The following is a 16134-nucleotide window of genomic DNA, read 5'->3' as shown; positions in this document are numbered from 1 at the left end:
AGAATTAAATGGTTTTCGCGCCCCGTCCGCTGGCGTTTTCCTGTATAATATGAACAGATCACTCAGGCGTGCCCGCTTAGCCGGACCTGATCGGCCAGGTGGTTATGACCGCCAGGTGACCAGAAGTTCAAATAAGTGATCAATTGATATAATGTGACGAGGAGGAATGATGATGACAGAAACAGAAGTCTATAATAAAGTAGTTGACCTGATCGCTGAGCGTTTCGAGGTCAAGGCAGATCAACTTTCACGATCGACCAATATCAAAAATGATTTAGCGGCGGATTCGATCGATTTGGTGGAGTTCGTGCTGGAGCTTGAAGATACCTTTGGCGGCGAGATTCCGGACGATGAAGCTGAGAAGTTGAACACAATCGATGATGTGGTCAAGTATATCGTGGCGCATCAAGCATAAGCGCGTGGTCACACGTGTTCGTGAAGGAGTTAAAGGCGGCGTCGATCAAGATGTCGCATGTCTAGAGTGGGGTGACCTGCTCTTATTTTGTGTAAAAAGGGAGTTCAAAGAAATACGATGAGAGCGGGTTGGAAGAAAGGCTGGCGGTTGGGCGTTATTTTGGCGCTACTGGTGGTTTTGACGGCGTGTCAGACGGAACAAACACAGAAAGTGACCCAACAACAAGCCGCGAAGACCTTGGCGAAATTGCCGGAGCAGGTCACGAATTCGAAGAAAAGCATTGCCGGCGGACACTTTAAGTATGCGCTTGTTTCGTGGTCGCCGTTTAAGGGGATTTTCAACGAGGCTTTGGCGACCGATACCAACGATCAGATTATCGCCGCGCCAGGTAACGAAGGACTGTTTCGCTATAACGCGGACTTCCGGATCGTCGATGGCGGGGCCGCTAATTTGCGCCTGGACGTGGCCGCCAAAACAGCTACGATCACCATCAACGACCGGGTGCGTTGGTCGGATGGCCAACCGTTGATCGCCGCCGACATTCTGTATTCCTACCAAATCATCGCCAACCCGCAAAGCCAGAGTCAACGTTACACCGGCTCTTTAGCCGGGATCGTTGGTTTGGCGGAGTATCACGCGGGCAAAACCAATCAGATCAGTGGGATCACCATGCCTGATGGCGCCCAGGGAAAGCGGGTCGTGATCCAATTTAAGGCGATGAAGCCGGGCATGACCCATAGTGGGAACGGCTATTTCTGGGAATACGCGAGTCCCAGTCATCAACTGGCCCAGATTCCCTTCGCGAAACTGGCCACTTCCTCGGCGTTGCGCGAGCAGCCTTTGTTCTTCGGCGCTTTCAAGGTCAAGTCGATCGAAGCGGGTCAGTCGGTCACCTGGGTGCCTAATCCCTATTACTATGGCAGTAAGCCGCATTTGGCCGCGATCACCTTCAATGTGGTCTCGCCCAACGCGGTGGTCGGCGCCATGCGCAAACATCGTTACGATGTGGCAACGGTGGCCAGTGATCAATGGGCCGATCTACAACACGTGGCGCGAACCGACTTCCTGGCGCGCCAACCGTTAAGCTATCGGTATTTGGCCTTCAAGGTGGGCACCTATCAGAACGGGCATAACGTGATGGATCCCCAGAGCAAAATGGCCGATTTAGCGTTGCGCCAGGCCTTGATTTATGGTCTGGATCTGGACAAGATCACCAAGAAATACACCAATGGCTGGCAATTCCGCATCAAAACGCTGATTCCGGCTGCTTTTAAGCAATATTATAATCCCCAGGCGCAAAGTTACAGCTATGATCCCGCTAAGGCGGCTAAATTGTTGGATCAAGCGGGTTACCGGAAAAAAGGCAAGTGGCGGACGCAGCCCAATGGCCAGCCACTAGTTTTGCACTTCGCGGCGAAACAGGATCTAACGGGAAAAGATGAAATCGTGCAGGCGTACTTGGCGGCGTGGCATCGCTTGGGCTTGAACGTGAAGTTGACATCTGGTCGTCTTTTGGAAGCCAACTCCTTTTATGACAAATTAGAAAATGATGATCCCGAGATCGACTTCTTCGAGGCCGGTTGGGATCTGTCCACGGAACCGTCGCCAGCGGATCTGTATTCGGCCACGGCGCCGTTTAATTTCGGGCGCTTTGTGACCGCCGAGAACACCGCCTTGTTGAACAAAATCGACGGGTTAGGCGCGTTCAATGAGCAAGAGCGCATCAAAGCCTTCAAGAGTTGGCAAACTTATATGAATCAGGCTGCTTATGTGGTGCCAACCACGGGCAGTTATGATGTTCGGGCGATCAACGCCCGGGTCAAAGGCTTCTCCTTGGCGCCAGACGCCAATTGGAAAGATGTTAGTGTTACGGCCAAGTCGCGGTAGTCGCGGCCTGGCGCTAAGAACCCGGTCGTCTTTTGCTGATGGCCGATTTGCTGTATAATAGATAACATGATTGCTGACGCGAACATCGTTTCGAGTCGGCAGAAGAATAAGGAGTTGAGTCAAGTGGTAGCAGCAGAATTCACCTCACATCTCCGGGCAAAATATGGTGTGGAGTTTAAGGACCTGGCGCTTTTGGACGCGGCTTTCACCCATGCTTCCTACGCCAATGAGAACCGCAATCTCGGTTATGGTAATTATGAACGCTTGGAATTTCTCGGCGATGCCGTGATGGAATTAGCCGTTTCTGATTACCTGTTCGAACATTTCAAGAATTTACCAGAAGGACGGTTGACCCGGATGCGGGCGGCGATCGTCAAGTCTTCTAGCTTTTGCAACTTGGCGTTGGAGGCTGGATTCCAGCCGTACATTCAATTAGGAGTGGGCGAAGAACGAACCGGTTCGCGCCAACGGGCCAGCTTGTTGGAAGACGTGTTCGAGGCTTTCAATGGCGCACTGTACCTGGATCAAGGGATGCCGGCGGTGGTGGCGTTTCTCGAGCAGATTTTGTTCCCGAAGATCGATGCTGGTCAATATTCCTATGATATGGATTTCAAAACTAGATTACAGGAATATTTACAACAAAATGGTGAACGGAAAATCAATTACCAGGTGCAGAACGTTACCGGTAATGGACATGACAAGGTTTTTGAAGTCGAATTGCAAGTGGATGGTCAGGCTATTGTCACCGGTCGCGGCACCAATAAGAAGAACGCCGAGAAAGACGCCGCGAAAAACGCTTTAGTCATGTATCACGTGGAATAATTAAGAACAGGTTGGAAGTTGTATGCCCCTTAAATCTTTGCTCATCAATGGATTCAAATCATTTGCGGATAAAACGACGTTGACTTTTACCCAGGGGATCACCGGCATTGTCGGCCCCAATGGGAGTGGGAAAAGTAACATTACCGAAGCGATTCGCTGGGTGATGGGCGAGCAATCGGCCAAGAGTTTGCGGGGCAGTCATATGCCTGATGTGATCTTTGCCGGTAGCGCGATCCGCCCGCCGTTGAATCGCGCCGAAGTGACTTTAGTTTTCGATAATCAGGACCATGAATTGCCTGTTGACCGCGCCACGGTGACCATCACCCGGCGCTTATTTCGTGATGGCGCCAGTGAGTTTTATCTTAACCAGAAGGCGTGTCGCTTACGGGATATTACCGATCTTTTCCTGGATTCGGGACTGGGGAAGGCCTCGTTTTCAATTATTTCTCAGGGCCGTGTTGAGGAAATCTTCAATTCCAAACCAGAAGAGCGGCGGACGATCATTGAAGAAGTGGCCGGCGTTTACAAGTATAAGCAGCAGAAGAAGCAGGCCGAGGCCGAGTTGGCGGTGACCGAGGAGAACTTGAATCGGGTCGCGGACATCCATGATGAATTGGCGGAACGGGTCGAGCCGTTGCGCAAGCAGGCCAGTTTGGCGCGGGATTATCAGCAGCAAAAGGCCAAGTATGACCAGTTGGACCAACAGATCCTGGCGCTGGAACTGCATGAGCTCGAACAGCAAAAGCAAACGCGGTTGGAGCGACAAACGGAATTGGCGCAAATCGCCGCGCAAATCGATCAAGAGGCCGCGGCCACTAATCAGCAGGTCAGCGACTTGCGGGCCCAAACCGGTACTTTGAATGAAGCCATCGAAACCAAACAAGCCGCGTTACTGGAACAAACGCGCCAAGCCGAAGCGCTCAACGGCAAGATCTCTCTGTCCACGGAGCGATCCAGCTACCATCAAACTAGCCTGGCCGGGTTGGAAAAGGAACTGACCGAGGCGCAGGAGAAGCAGGCGCAGCAAACCGCGAACTTGGCGACCACCACCACTAATCTGGCGGCGGCCCAAGCGCAAAAAACGCAATTGGATACGCAACTGGCCCAGTTGACCGCACAGGCCTCTGAGGATCAAGATGATATTGCCGCGAAGTTAGATGAGTTACGGGTTGACTATATCGACTTGCTTCAGCAACAAACCACGTTGCGCAACGCGGTGGTTTTCCAGCGGGAACAATTGACTCAGCAGCAGCACCAACAAGAAACCCTGAGCACAGAAAAGACGGCTCAGACCGATAAACTGGCGGTTCAACAAGCGCAAACGACAGCATTGGCCGCGCAAGTGACTGCATTGACGCAGACACAAACCGCTAGCGAGGAACAAGTCACGCAGTTGCAACGCCAGTATCACGAACAAGGTCAGACGATCGAGACGCAACAGCGGGCCTGGTACGACCAGTTGGCCGATTTCCAACAGCTTAAGGCTCGTTACCAAAGTTTACAAGAATCAATGGAAGATCACAGTGGTTTCTATATTGGCGTGCGCACGGTGCTTGATCCTAAGAACAACTTGACTGGCTTGCGCGGGGCGGTGGCCGATTTACTAACGGTTCCGGATCGTTTTCAAACGGCGATTGAGCAGGCCTTGGCTGGTCAATTGCAACAGATCGTTTGTCAAGACGCGGCCAGCGCTGGTCGGGCGATCGCGTTGTTGAAAGCGAAACAGTTGGGCCGGGCGACTTTCCTGCCGCTGACCACGATCCAACCGCGCTCGTTACGGGGGGATCTGCGGGCGACGGCGGCCGCACTGCCTGGTTATTTAGGGGTGGCGGCTGAGTTAGTGACCATGCTACCGGAACTACAAGTGATCCAGCAACATCTATTAGGCAATGTTTTGGTGGTCGATGATTTGCCCCACGCGACGGCGGTGGCGCAGGCGATTCGTTACCAGGCCCGGATTGTGACCTTAGAAGGGGATATTTTGACCCCAGGCGGCGCCATGACTGGTGGCCGGGTGAAGCAGCAGGGGCGCGGTTTATTAAATCGGCAACAGTTGCTGACAACTTTGAAACACCAGATCAAAACAGCGCAACAGGAGCTCAATGACCAGCAAGCCCAGATCCAAGCGACCAAGACCGCGCGCCAAGAAGTCAGCGGACAGCTGACTGCGGCGGAAATGGCCGTGAAGGAAAGTCAGGTTCAGCTGGTTCAACTTCAAGGCCAACATCAGCAAGCCCAAAGTCAGTTGGAACGGCTGCAACGGGACGCACAAGTGGCGGCCTTGGATCAGCAACATTTGCAACAAGCGGCGGCGGAACTTCAGGCGGCTTTGACGACCCAAGAGCAACAACAAGAACATTTAAATCAGCAGGTGGAACAGGCCAAGGCGACGATTGCCCAACAGCAAGAACGGTTGGCCAATTTCACCAATCAGAAAGACAATTTGACCCAACAGATCAACGAAGTCAAGACCCAACAAGCAGTGGCCGCCATGTCCTTGACCAATCATCAAGAATTGCAGCAACGGCAGCGCCAAGCTTTGACGACTTCAACGGCGCGGGCGGCGGACTTGACGGTGCAGATCACCGCGCTTCAGGCCAATGCTTCGCAAACCACGGTGGACTTGGATCAGGTCCAGCACCAGCTGACTACCCTTCAAGGGACGATCGCGGCCAGTCAAACCGCGCTTCAACAATTGAAGCAGCAACGGACCGAGCAAGAACAGGCGATCGCCGAACTGGAACCAGCGGCGCAACGCTTTTATCAGTTGCAGAAAGAAACAGCCAAGGAACAAGAGGCGGTGGCGGTTAAGCTGAATTCGTTGAAAACGGCGATGGACACGCGCTTGACCACCTTGCGTGAGGCCTATCAGTTGACCTATGAGGCCGCTTATCAGGCGGCAGCGGCTGCTGAGTTGGCGCAGTTGCGTTCCGACTTTAAACTCGTTAAGCTGGCGTTGGCGGATATTGGGCAAGTTAATTTAGGCGCGATCGCCGAATTCGACGCGGTCAATGAGCGCTACCAATTCCTGACTCAGCAACAAGACGATTTGATTGCGGCGCGCAAGCAATTGTTAGCGACGATGGCGGAAATGGATCAAGAAGTCACCCAGCGGTTTGCCACAACGTATCATGCCATTGATGAGGCCTTCCAAGCGGTCTTTCCGCAAATGTTTGGCGGGGGCAAGGCGCATTTGGTGTTGACCGATCCGGAGGCCTTGCTGACCACTGGCGTTGAAATCAACGCTCAGCCACCTGGCAAGAAATTGCAGCACCTGAGCCTTCTTTCCGGCGGTGAGCGGGCGTTGACCGCGATCACCTTGTTATTCGCGATTTTGAAAGTCCGCCCGGCGCCATTTAGTATTTTGGACGAGGTCGAGGCGTCATTAGATGAGGCCAACGTGGTTCGTTTTGCCAACTATCTGCAACATTACGAACAGAAAACACAGTTCATCGTCATTACGCACCGGAAAGGCACGATGATGAAAGTCGATCGACTGTATGGCGTGACCATGCAGGAATCCGGCGTTTCGAAAATCATTAGTGTTTCGTTGACCGATGTCGCGCAGTAAGTGATAATCAAGTTAATCAGGACGGCATGAGAACCGCATGAGAAAGGAAGGACTGCAATGGGATTTTTCGATCGGGTCAAAAAGGCCTTCGGTGGTGGGAAGAAAGAGGAAAACACCACCCCTAAGCAAGCGACAGAAACAGCGGCGAACCAGGCCAGTGACCAAACAAGCGCCCCGGCTGCGCCGGCCGCTGATCAAGCGGCGGCCAACACAGGTGCGGCCACCCCGCTGACGACAAAACCGGCGGCCGATCAATCAAGCGCGGCCACAAGCGCGGACGCCACGGCGGCAAGCGATCATTTAGCCGCGCAACCAGCAGCCACGGCGGAACCAACTTTGTCAGAACCAACCGCACCAGAATTATCCTCACCAGAACCAACCGCGTCAAAACCAGTTCAGATGGAACCAGCTTCTACGGAACCAACGTCCACGGAATCAACTTCAACTGAATCGGCTTCAACGGAATCGGCTTCAACGGAACCAACGGCAGACGAAGCAAAACCGGACACCCAGGCCACAACACCAAGTCCAGCAGCGGTAACGCCAGTGCCTGCACCGTCAGATACGCCAGCTGAGTCCCCGGCGACTGCCACAACTGACGCCGACACTAATATCGCTGATACCGACACCGCCGAAACCAATACCGCTGACGCGGCCACGTCCGAGACCGGTTCGGTGGCGGCGTATGATCAAGGCCTGTCCAAAAGCCGCCACGGTTTTGCGGCGCGTCTGAATCAATTTTTGGCTGGATTTCGGACTGTTGACGAGGATTTCTTCGAAGACTTGGAAGAAATGCTGATCGAGGCTGATGTAGGTTTCGAAACGGCGATGACCATCAGTGATCAGTTGCGCGATGAGGTCAAGTTGCAAAACGCCAAGTCCAAGAAGCAGGTCGGACTAACCATTGTCGAGAAAATGGTCGATCTCTACGGCGCGGAAGGCGCGGCGGAGGATAATCATTTGCATTTCGCCGCGTCGGATCAAGGCCCGACTGTCTTCCTCTTTGTCGGGGTTAACGGCGCCGGCAAAACAACGACCGTGGGTAAACTTGCCGCACGGCTGAAAGGTGAGGGGCAGAAGGTCTTGCTGGCTGCCGCTGATACTTTCCGGGCGGGCGCCATTGAGCAATTGGCAACTTGGGCGCGCCGAGTGGGGGTTGATTGTGTCACCTCTGATCCCGGCGCTGATCCAGCTTCGGTGGTTTTTGAAGCGGTCCAGAAAGCCAAGGCCGAACATTACGATATCCTACTGGTGGATACCGCTGGTCGGCTCCAAAACAAAGTCAATTTAATGAACGAATTGGCCAAGATCAAGCGGGTGATCGTTCGCGAATTACCGCAAGCGCCTCAAGAAGTCTTGTTGGTGTTAGACGCGTCTACCGGTCAAAACGCATTGAGCCAAGCGAAACAATTCAAAGAAACAACGAATGTCACCGGCATCGTCTTGACCAAACTAGATGGCAGTTCAAAAGGCGGGATCGTCATTGCCATTCGCAATGAGTTGCATTTACCCGTCAAGTTGGTTGGCCTAGGGGAGAAAATGACGGATCTAGCGGATTTTGACGCCGAGAAATTCGTCTACGGCCTCTTCAAGGGTCTGATCGATGACGCGTAAACGACAACATAGGAGTTGGTGGCGCTAATGGCAGATGAAGTGGTAGAATTGAATGAACGGATCAACGAATTGTTTGACTTTTACCGACCGTTACTGACGCATAAACAAGCGACTTATTTGGAGTTGTATTATGCCCAAGATTATTCTTTAGGCGAGATTGCGGCGCAGTTCTCAGTCAGTCGTCAGGCTGTCTATGATAATTTGAAGCGCACGGCCAAGATCTTACTGGGTTATGAGGCCAAGCTCCATTTGATCGATCATTTCCAACAGGAAGTGGCCCTAGTCGATCAATTGAAAGCCCAAGTCACGAGCAAATATCCTGATGATCCGCAATTACAACAATTACTGCAAAGTTTTGAAAAACTTGTCGATTCTCAATAAGGTGGTAAACTAAATGGCATTTGAAGGACTTACAGAACGTTTACAGAAAGCATTTAGCGGGCTGCGACGCAAGGGTAAAGTCAGCGAAAGCGACGTCCGCGACGCAATGCGCGAGATTCGGCTGGCCTTGCTGGAAGCCGATGTTAATTTCAACGTCGTCAAGGATTTCGTCAAAACCGTCCGCACGAAAGCGGTGGGCAAAGAAGTTCTCGACTCGCTGACCCCGTCGCAACAAATCATCAAGATCGTTCACGATGAATTGGTCAAGGTGATGGGCGAATCGGCGGTGCCATTGAATACAGCGCCGCATATTCCCACGATCATTATGATGGTCGGCCTCCAAGGCGCTGGTAAAACAACCACCGCCGGGAAACTAGCCAGTCGCTTGATCAAACAAGAAAAGGCACGTCCCCTGATGATCGCCGCCGACGTTTATCGTCCGGCCGCCGTTGATCAGTTGGTCACCATTGGTCAGCAATTGTCAGTTCCTGTTTTCGAAATGGGGACAGATCACGATCCCGTTGAGATCGTCCGCCAAGGGTTGGCTCAGGCGGAAGCGAACAAGAATGATTATGTCATTATTGATACCGCCGGTCGGTTGGAAATCGACGAACAATTGATGAACGAATTGAGCCGGATCCAAGAACTGGCCCATCCCAACGAAATTCTTTTAGTTGTTGATGCGATGACTGGTCAAGTCGCGACGCAGGTGGCGGAAGGCTTCAACAAACAGTTGGACCTGACCGGGGTAGTGCTGACCAAGTTAGATGGCGATACCCGTGGTGGGGCCGCCTTGTCCATTCGCGCAGTCACCGGCAAGCCAATCAAGTTTGTTGGTCAAGGCGAGAAGCTGGACCAATTGGATATCTTCTATCCAGATCGCATGGCCGACCGAATCTTAGGCATGGGCGACATGATGACCCTGATCGAGAAGGCCCAGACCGATTACGACGCCAAGCAAGCCGAAGACATGGCTCAGAAGATTCGCGAGAACAGCTTCGACTTCAACGATTTCGTCGAGCAAATGAGCCAACTGGAGAACATGGGCCCCTTAGACGATTTGATGAAGATGGTTCCGGGCATGGCCAATAATCCAGCCCTGAAAAACGTCAAAATGGATCCCAAAGACATTGACCATTTGAAGGCGATCGTTTATTCAATGACCCCAGCGGAACGGGAAGATCCCGAATTGTTGAACCCTAGCCGGCGCCGTCGGATCGCGGCAGGTTCAGGGCGCAATGTTCAAGAAGTCAACCGGATGATCAAGCAGTTCAAGCAATCCCGAGAGATGATGCAGAAGATGTCCAAAGGCAATTTTGCCGGCATGGAGAATCTCTTCGGCAGTGGCATGCAAGGTAAAATGGGCAAAATGGCGATGAACTCCATGGTACGAAAGCAAAAGAAAGCGAAGAAGAAACGCTTGAAGAATGCCAAGCGGTTCAAGTCGAATTAGTTGTGGGCGGGTTCGTGAGAACCTGCTTTTTTGTTTTGGTGATAATTGCAGTTATGGTGGGGTTGGTGGGGGACGCAACCGCCTCAGGACGTTTGTCGTGGCTGGAACGCGGTGGGCACTGTTTTGAGCCAATCCGCAAGCCCCGCGGCTTGTCTCAAAATCAGGCCTTATTCTAAGCGATAAATCGCTAAGAATAATCTCACCGCTGAGCCACACGTCCTGAGGCGGTTGCTAGGCAGAATTGAGCTTATCTACAATGGAAGCGAAGGATTCAACGAAGTGGTTTTGCAAGCTAGAGGTCAAAACAATTGCCCATTTTGGGGTGGTACGGCAATGCCAACTGATTCGGATTAGGTGGTTGGAATATTTTTCGTAGACTGAACATCTTTACTTGTTTCCTTAACAATCGCTGGGTGGAAACAGACTGATTCAGTTGATTAGCCAAGATTCTGCCCGGGTTCATCAAACAGATTGTACTGGTGTCACCAATTTAAAGCTGGTAACCACTAACCATGGTCGTCAATTACGTGGCTCCCCATCAATTGGCCATAGCTTGCCGGTCGGCGGGTGTGCTCAAACGGCTGTTGTAACGTTGAGCGGCTGGAGCGGAGCGTGGCGTTGGTGGTTCGTTTACTCGTTGGCGGAAGGTCGGGCTGGGGGTGAGTCAGCCGCGATATTATTGTTGGCGATTTATCGCCTACAATAAGGCCGAGTTTTGAGATTTTCGGTGGTTTTCCGAAAAGCTCAAAATCGTGCCCGCCGCGTTCCACCACCCCCAGCCCGACCTGGAGCCCACCACATCTGCAATCCACCAACGCCACGCGCAGCGCAAGCTGCGGCCAACCTACTTTTGCTCATTAAGCAACGCGTTTCAAAAAATATCCGCCTGTCAAGAAAAAGCTCTTTACACGTCCGATCATTTCTGGTATAGTATTGAAGTTGATTATTTTGGGACGTTACATATTAACGTTACTTACAGGAGGAACTATCTATGACCGTTAAAATTCGTTTACGCCGGATGGGCTCAAAGCGCCGTCCTTTCTACCGTTTAGTTGTTGCTGATTCACGCGCACCTCGTGATGGCCGCTTCATCCAAGAAGTTGGTTACTACAACCCAGCAAGTGAACCCGTTCAATTGAAATTAGACGAAGATGTGATCTTCGACTGGTTACAAAAGGGTGCTCAACCTTCAGATACCGTTCGGACTTTGTTGTCGAAACAAGGCCTGATGAAGAAATATCACGAAGCTCGCTTCGAAAAGAAGTAATTGAATGACAACAACTGAGGTCAAGGATCTGATCAGCGCCATCATTACACCGTTGATCATGACACCAGCAGCCTTCACCATTGATACCAGCGAGGACGCCCATTTCACCACGTTCAACGTGGCTTTGGATCGTAAGGATATTGGACGGGTCATTGGTAAGCAAGGTCGGGTTGCGCAAGCGATTCGCACATTGATCTACGGGATTCGGCTGGATAATGGCAAACGGATCCGTTTGAACATACTTGATAATTAGTTAGGGGGAGGCTGGGATATTTTATCTCAGCCTTTCTTATTGGCAAAGTGCGGAGTGCAACAGGGTGACTTCGAGCACTAGCATAGCGATGCCTTTGGTAGCGGTCTTTGCTGCCGAGGATGTCACATAGCTAAGCACAGAAGTCAGTTGGACGCAGCACGTTTCAAAAGGAGGACGGAACGGTGACAGAAACAAATTATTATGAAGTTGGCACGATCGTCAACACCCATGGGATTCAAGGCGAAGTGCGGGTGATCGCGACCACTGACTTTCCAGAATTGCGTTTCAAGAAAGGCCAGCGTCTGTTCATTCAACAAAATCATGGTTATTTACCCTTGGAGATCACGGGCCACCGGATCCACAAACAATTTCATTTATTGACCTTCAAGGATTACCAAGATATCAATTTGGTGGAACCCTTTAAAGGGAAATTGCTGTATGTCGCCGAGGCCGATCAACAGAAGTTGGCGCCCAACGAATATTATTATCGGGATATCATTGGGCTGACGATTTTGGATCATGAAACTAAGGAACCGTTAGGCAAGGTCAAGGAAATTCTGGCGCCTGGCGCGAACGATGTCTGGGTGATCCAGCGGCCGGGTCAGGCGGATCTGCTCTTGCCGTTTCTCAAATCAGTCGTTTTGGCGATCGACTTGACCACGAAAACAGCTTTGGTCGATGTACCCGCAGGATTGGATGATTAGGTATGCAAATTGATATTTTAAGTTTGTTTCCGGATATGTTTAGCGCCTTGCAGGAGTCGATGATCGGCAAGGCCCAAGCGAGAAACTTGTTGAAAATCGATGTCACTGACTTTCGCGACTTCGCGGCCAACAAACATCATAGCGTCGATGATACGCCTTATGGTGGCGGGGCCGGCATGTTGCTGCAAGTGCAGCCGATCGCGGCGGCGCTGGCGGACGTGACCGCCAAGCACGGTCCGGCTGAGCGGACGATTATTTTGGATCCGGCTGGGCGCCAATTTGACCACCAATACGCGGTGGAGTTGGCTCAAGCGCAACATTTGGTCTTCATCTGTGGCCACTATGAAGGCTTCGATCAACGGGTCTACGATTTAGCCACAGACACTGTTTCATTAGGCGATTATGTCTTGACCGGCGGCGAGTTGCCGGCGATGGTGATGATCGATGCCTTGGCGCGGCAGATCCCCGGCGTGCTCGGCAGTCAAGAGTCGGCGGCGACCGATTCTTTCGCGCAGGGGCTGTTGGAATACCCGCAATACACCCGCCCAGCCGATTATCAAGGGCAGAAAGTTCCCGAGGTCCTGATGAATGGCAATCATCAATTGATTCGCGACTGGCGTCTAAAAGCGGCGGTTTGGCGGACGTTGCAACAACGACCGGACTTGTTGGCGCAACTGGATGATCCCCAAATCGCCGCGCTTGTTCGCGAATTAAATCGCCGCGATGACTTGTCAAGCTTCAATGATTTATGATAGAATATAAAATTGTGGTGCGAGCCATATAACAACGATATTCCGCTGTCTCGGTCTGAAAACAAGGTAAGAATGTCGGCGAAAGAGGAGAAAAACATGAACCCATTAATTTCTGAGATCACCAAGAGTCAATTGCGTAGCGATATTCCTGATTTCCGTGCCGGCGATACTTTACGTGTCCACGCTAAAATCGTCGAAGGTACCCGCGAACGTGTCCAGCTTTTCGAAGGTGTTGTGATCAAACGCCGTGGTACTGGCATCAGCTCAACTTATACCGTTCGTAAGATCAGTAACGGTGTTGGCGTTGAACGGACTTTCCCACTGCACACACCTCGTGTTGAGAAGATCGAAGTTGTCCGTCATGGTGCTGTCCGTCGTGCGAAATTGTACTACTTACGCGCATTGCGAGGCAAAGCTGCTCGGATCAAAGAATCAAAACGTTAATCAAAAGATTGATGATCGAAAACCCATTCCCTGGCGGAATGGGTTTTTGTATCTCCTTTGCTAGCCTCATTGACCAACAGTAGCCGTAAAATCTCGCTGCTGGGAAAAGTGTGAGCTGGATGTTGCTGAAAGACGGTTGGGTAGGTAATTATGCTTTTCAGGCATAGCCGCGATCAATAATAGGTATTGGTCACAGCGCCAAATCTGAGCTAGGATCAGATGATGGCTGATCTTAATCCGGTGGGGCAGTCTTTGGTTGCCGCCAGCCGGGAGATCAGTAGCATTGTGAACGATAGTGAAAGGCTAGATCAGAAAGATGAAGAAAGTTTTGATATTAGGGGCGCATGGACAGATCGCGCGGCTGGTGACAGCGCGGTTATTAGCGGAAACGGCGGATATTCAATTGACGCTGTACTTGCGGCACAGTGAGCGCTTGACGAATCCAGATCCCCGGCGCGTGGCAATCATTGATGGCGATGTCAATGACCTGCCCACATTGAATCAAGCGGTGGCCGGTCAGGATCTGGTCTACGCGAACTTAGGCGGCGAGTTTGAACCGCTGGCGCGGAAAATCGTCCAGACGATGACAGCAAATCAGGTCAATCGGCTGATTTATGTTACCGGCTTAGGCCTCTATCATGAGGTGCCCGGGGAATTTGGTCGTTGGGTGGAAGCCAGCATTGGCACGCCGGTGATGGACGATACGCGGCGGGCGGCGGCTTTGATCGAGCAGTCGGATTTGAATTATACGATCATTCGCGCGGCTTACATGAACGATGATCCCCAGATCAATTATGAGCTGACGGAGAAAGGCGAGCCGTTCAAAGGCACGATCATTTCCCGGGCCAGTTTAGCCGATTTGATCGTAAAAATTATTCGTGACCCGCAATTGCATCAATTTGCCAGCTTAGGCGTTGATCAACCGGGCACTGACGGTGATCGCCCTTATTAAGCGGTAGCCGTCTGCCGCCAGAAAATGACAGGCGCGCGCCTGAGTGTGGATTTTCCAATGATTTCCGCTGTTTTCCGCTATTTTTATTTTTCAAAGGTCAATGGTTTATCTTTCTGCACAAATTGGCTACAATAGTAGTTAGAATGCAAGGAAATGAGGGATACCATGGTCAATTATGATGTGAATCGCGGCGTGGCGAAGATTCTGGTCACCTTACAAAATGACGCGACTGAGCAGTTGAGTGTTTCATTTGCCAGCCAGATCTTGTATCGTGATGTGTTGGTGGACCTGTTGGCAGTGACGCGCGCGGTGGAATATCGCGATAATGCTCGGGCTCAAGATTATTTGAAGGATTTACTGCGTTATTTCCCAACGACCAATCTGTCCTCACCAATGTATGATGGTCTGGCCGATCGTCGTTCGAACGAGTTGTTTGAACCGTTTCACGAAACGGTGGCGGATGTGGTTTCACCGCGAGCCAACGCGGAATATCCGGCGCTGGCTTGCGCTCAGGTCACGTTGCGCTTTCCATTGGCTGAGCGCCGTCAAACCGTGGAATTCTATGATAATCAGGGTAAGCAGATCAACTTAGGTAAATTTATCGAGTTGGCCCACGGACCTTACGCGGATGAACACCAGAACCGTGACTTAGTTAATGCTTATTCGACGGTATTGCGTGATTTCGGGTTGGAAGTTTTGGCTTGATTGCCGGTCAAAATAATTGGGTGCCTGTGGCTTGTTGCTGCAGGCGTTTTTTTTGCTTGATTACAGGTTTTGGTGGGTGTTGCGCGTGAACGCAACCGGCTGGGACTGCTGTTGCGGACTGGAAACGTGCTCCGCGCAACTGCCTTCTGTGCTTAGCTACGCAAGGTTTCTGGTAGCAAAGTTCAGCTTCCAAAATCCTTGCTAGGCTAATGTTCAGAAGCTGACCAGGTCGGGATCTCACTCTGAATAGAGCCGCGCAGTCACAGCTGGGTGCTGAACAGAATTGCGCCGATCTGCAATTGAAGCGAAGAATCTGACGAAGTGCTTTTGTGAGCGAGCGGTTGAACAATCGCCCGCTTTTTTGATGGTACGGCAATGCCAACGGATTTGGATCAGTTGGTACGGTTTTATCCGTTGAACATCTTTACCTACTTCCTAGACAAACCCTGGTGAAACCGACCAATTCAGCCGATCAAACTGATTCATCATGATCATGTCCTAGTTCATCAAGCAGGCTACACTGGTGTCACCAATTTAACGCCGCGGCCAACCTACTTTTATAACCACAGACGGTTTCACGCACGTTGTGAAAGCTTTTCGCAAAATAGGGCTTAGGATCTGCTGTTTTTGCAAAAGACGTTCGAACACGCCCGCCAGCTGTTTACGGTGAGCGTGCCGCCTGCTATGCTAGGGTCATCAAGAGAAAGCAGGTGGCATGGGTCAACCACCCGTGACTAAAGTCACAGGCTTGTGAGAGCACCGCCAAACGGCGACACGACCACAATTTGCTTAGATACAGCCATCGCCTGCAAGCAGGTCTTACGTGCTAATTACCAAAGCCTTTAGAGTCCGCAGGTTGCCAGACGGACTGTGATTCTTAGTTAAGGGCTAAGCCTTTAGCCAAGATATTTTTA

The 16134-nt window shown here is 51.6% G+C and carries 15 protein-coding genes; all 15 read left to right on the top strand.

Annotation, left to right across the window (positions count from 1 at the left end):
* Positions 1 to 172 precede the first annotated feature (172 nt).
* The gene (acpP, locus tag EKM94_RS10425) at positions 173 to 415 is read left to right on the top strand and encodes an acyl carrier protein (protein WP_125601529.1); all 243 of its coding nucleotides are present in this window, start codon (positions 173 to 175) and stop codon (positions 413 to 415) included.
* 117 nt (positions 416 to 532) lie between these two features.
* Complete coding sequence (locus EKM94_RS10420) at positions 533 to 2302, top strand: oligopeptide ABC transporter substrate-binding protein (protein WP_125601526.1); 1770 nt, start codon at positions 533 to 535, stop codon at positions 2300 to 2302.
* A gap of 123 nt (positions 2303 to 2425) precedes the next feature.
* Positions 2426 to 3124 carry a ribonuclease III gene (gene rnc / locus EKM94_RS10415; protein ID WP_164511201.1) on the top strand — a complete coding sequence of 233 codons (699 nt, stop codon included), beginning with the start codon at positions 2426 to 2428 and terminating at the stop codon, positions 3122 to 3124.
* A gap of 22 nt (positions 3125 to 3146) precedes the next feature.
* Positions 3147 to 6695 carry a chromosome segregation protein SMC gene (gene smc / locus EKM94_RS10410; protein ID WP_125601520.1) on the top strand — a complete coding sequence of 1183 codons (3549 nt, stop codon included), beginning with the start codon at positions 3147 to 3149 and terminating at the stop codon, positions 6693 to 6695.
* A 57-nt stretch (positions 6696 to 6752) separates the two neighbouring features.
* A complete protein-coding gene (ftsY, locus tag EKM94_RS10405) occupies positions 6753 to 8309 on the top strand; it encodes a signal recognition particle-docking protein FtsY (protein ID WP_125601517.1) in 1557 nt (518 codons plus the stop codon).
* Between the two features lie 27 nt (positions 8310 to 8336).
* Positions 8337 to 8690, top strand: coding sequence for a putative DNA-binding protein (locus EKM94_RS10400; RefSeq protein ID WP_125601514.1), 354 nt, complete (start codon positions 8337 to 8339; stop codon positions 8688 to 8690).
* Between the two features lie 13 nt (positions 8691 to 8703).
* Positions 8704 to 10143 (top strand): signal recognition particle protein, encoded by a 1440-nt coding sequence (gene ffh, locus EKM94_RS10395; RefSeq protein WP_125601512.1) that lies wholly within the window; start codon positions 8704 to 8706, stop codon positions 10141 to 10143.
* Between the two features lie 433 nt (positions 10144 to 10576).
* Positions 10577 to 10849, top strand: a complete 273-nt coding sequence (locus EKM94_RS10390; RefSeq protein ID WP_125601509.1) for a hypothetical protein — start codon at positions 10577 to 10579, stop codon at positions 10847 to 10849.
* A 285-nt stretch (positions 10850 to 11134) separates the two neighbouring features.
* Entirely contained in the window at positions 11135 to 11410 is a 276-nt protein-coding gene (gene rpsP, locus EKM94_RS10385) for a 30S ribosomal protein S16 (RefSeq protein WP_125601506.1), read from the top strand.
* Between the two features lie 4 nt (positions 11411 to 11414).
* Positions 11415 to 11663 (top strand): KH domain-containing protein, encoded by a 249-nt coding sequence (locus tag EKM94_RS10380; protein WP_125601504.1) that lies wholly within the window; start codon positions 11415 to 11417, stop codon positions 11661 to 11663.
* Between the two features lie 182 nt (positions 11664 to 11845).
* The gene (gene rimM, locus EKM94_RS10375; RefSeq protein ID WP_125601501.1) at positions 11846 to 12367 is read left to right on the top strand and encodes a ribosome maturation factor RimM; all 522 of its coding nucleotides are present in this window, start codon (positions 11846 to 11848) and stop codon (positions 12365 to 12367) included.
* 2 nt (positions 12368 to 12369) lie between these two features.
* Positions 12370 to 13119 carry a tRNA (guanosine(37)-N1)-methyltransferase TrmD gene (trmD, locus tag EKM94_RS10370; RefSeq protein ID WP_125601498.1) on the top strand — a complete coding sequence of 250 codons (750 nt, stop codon included), beginning with the start codon at positions 12370 to 12372 and terminating at the stop codon, positions 13117 to 13119.
* A gap of 96 nt (positions 13120 to 13215) precedes the next feature.
* A complete protein-coding gene (gene rplS, locus EKM94_RS10365) occupies positions 13216 to 13563 on the top strand; it encodes a 50S ribosomal protein L19 (protein ID WP_125601495.1) in 348 nt (115 codons plus the stop codon).
* A 316-nt stretch (positions 13564 to 13879) separates the two neighbouring features.
* Entirely contained in the window at positions 13880 to 14515 is a 636-nt protein-coding gene (locus EKM94_RS10360) for an NAD(P)H-binding protein (RefSeq protein WP_125601492.1), read from the top strand.
* A gap of 165 nt (positions 14516 to 14680) precedes the next feature.
* Entirely contained in the window at positions 14681 to 15220 is a 540-nt protein-coding gene (locus EKM94_RS10355; protein WP_125601489.1) for a hypothetical protein, read from the top strand.
* Positions 15221 to 16134: the final 914 nt, after the last annotated feature.

The sequence above is a fragment of the Lapidilactobacillus achengensis genome (assembly GCF_003946655.1).
GTDB classification, from domain to species: domain Bacteria; phylum Bacillota; class Bacilli; order Lactobacillales; family Lactobacillaceae; genus Lapidilactobacillus; species Lapidilactobacillus achengensis.
This window is presented reverse-complemented; position numbering and strand designations above follow the sequence as displayed.

Excerpts from the sequence above, each read along its gene's own strand:
- ffh (WP_125601512.1), top strand. The coding sequence starts at position 8,704 with ATGGCATTTGAAGGACTTACAGAACGTTTACAGAAAGCATTTAGCGGG.
- acpP (WP_125601529.1), top strand. The coding sequence starts at position 173 with ATGACAGAAACAGAAGTCTATAATAAAGTAGTTGACCTGATCGCTGAG.
- rplS (WP_125601495.1), top strand. The coding sequence starts at position 13,216 with ATGAACCCATTAATTTCTGAGATCACCAAGAGTCAATTGCGTAGCGAT.
- smc (WP_125601520.1), top strand. The coding sequence starts at position 3,147 with ATGCCCCTTAAATCTTTGCTCATCAATGGATTCAAATCATTTGCGGAT.
- EKM94_RS10380 (WP_125601504.1), top strand. The coding sequence starts at position 11,415 with ATGACAACAACTGAGGTCAAGGATCTGATCAGCGCCATCATTACACCG.
- ftsY (WP_125601517.1), top strand. The coding sequence starts at position 6,753 with ATGGGATTTTTCGATCGGGTCAAAAAGGCCTTCGGTGGTGGGAAGAAA.
- EKM94_RS10355 (WP_125601489.1), top strand. The coding sequence starts at position 14,681 with ATGGTCAATTATGATGTGAATCGCGGCGTGGCGAAGATTCTGGTCACC.
- EKM94_RS10360 (WP_125601492.1), top strand. The coding sequence starts at position 13,880 with ATGAAGAAAGTTTTGATATTAGGGGCGCATGGACAGATCGCGCGGCTG.
- EKM94_RS10420 (WP_125601526.1), top strand. The coding sequence starts at position 533 with ATGAGAGCGGGTTGGAAGAAAGGCTGGCGGTTGGGCGTTATTTTGGCG.
- rpsP (WP_125601506.1), top strand. The coding sequence starts at position 11,135 with ATGACCGTTAAAATTCGTTTACGCCGGATGGGCTCAAAGCGCCGTCCT.
- trmD (WP_125601498.1), top strand. The coding sequence starts at position 12,370 with ATGCAAATTGATATTTTAAGTTTGTTTCCGGATATGTTTAGCGCCTTG.
- EKM94_RS10400 (WP_125601514.1), top strand. The coding sequence starts at position 8,337 with ATGGCAGATGAAGTGGTAGAATTGAATGAACGGATCAACGAATTGTTT.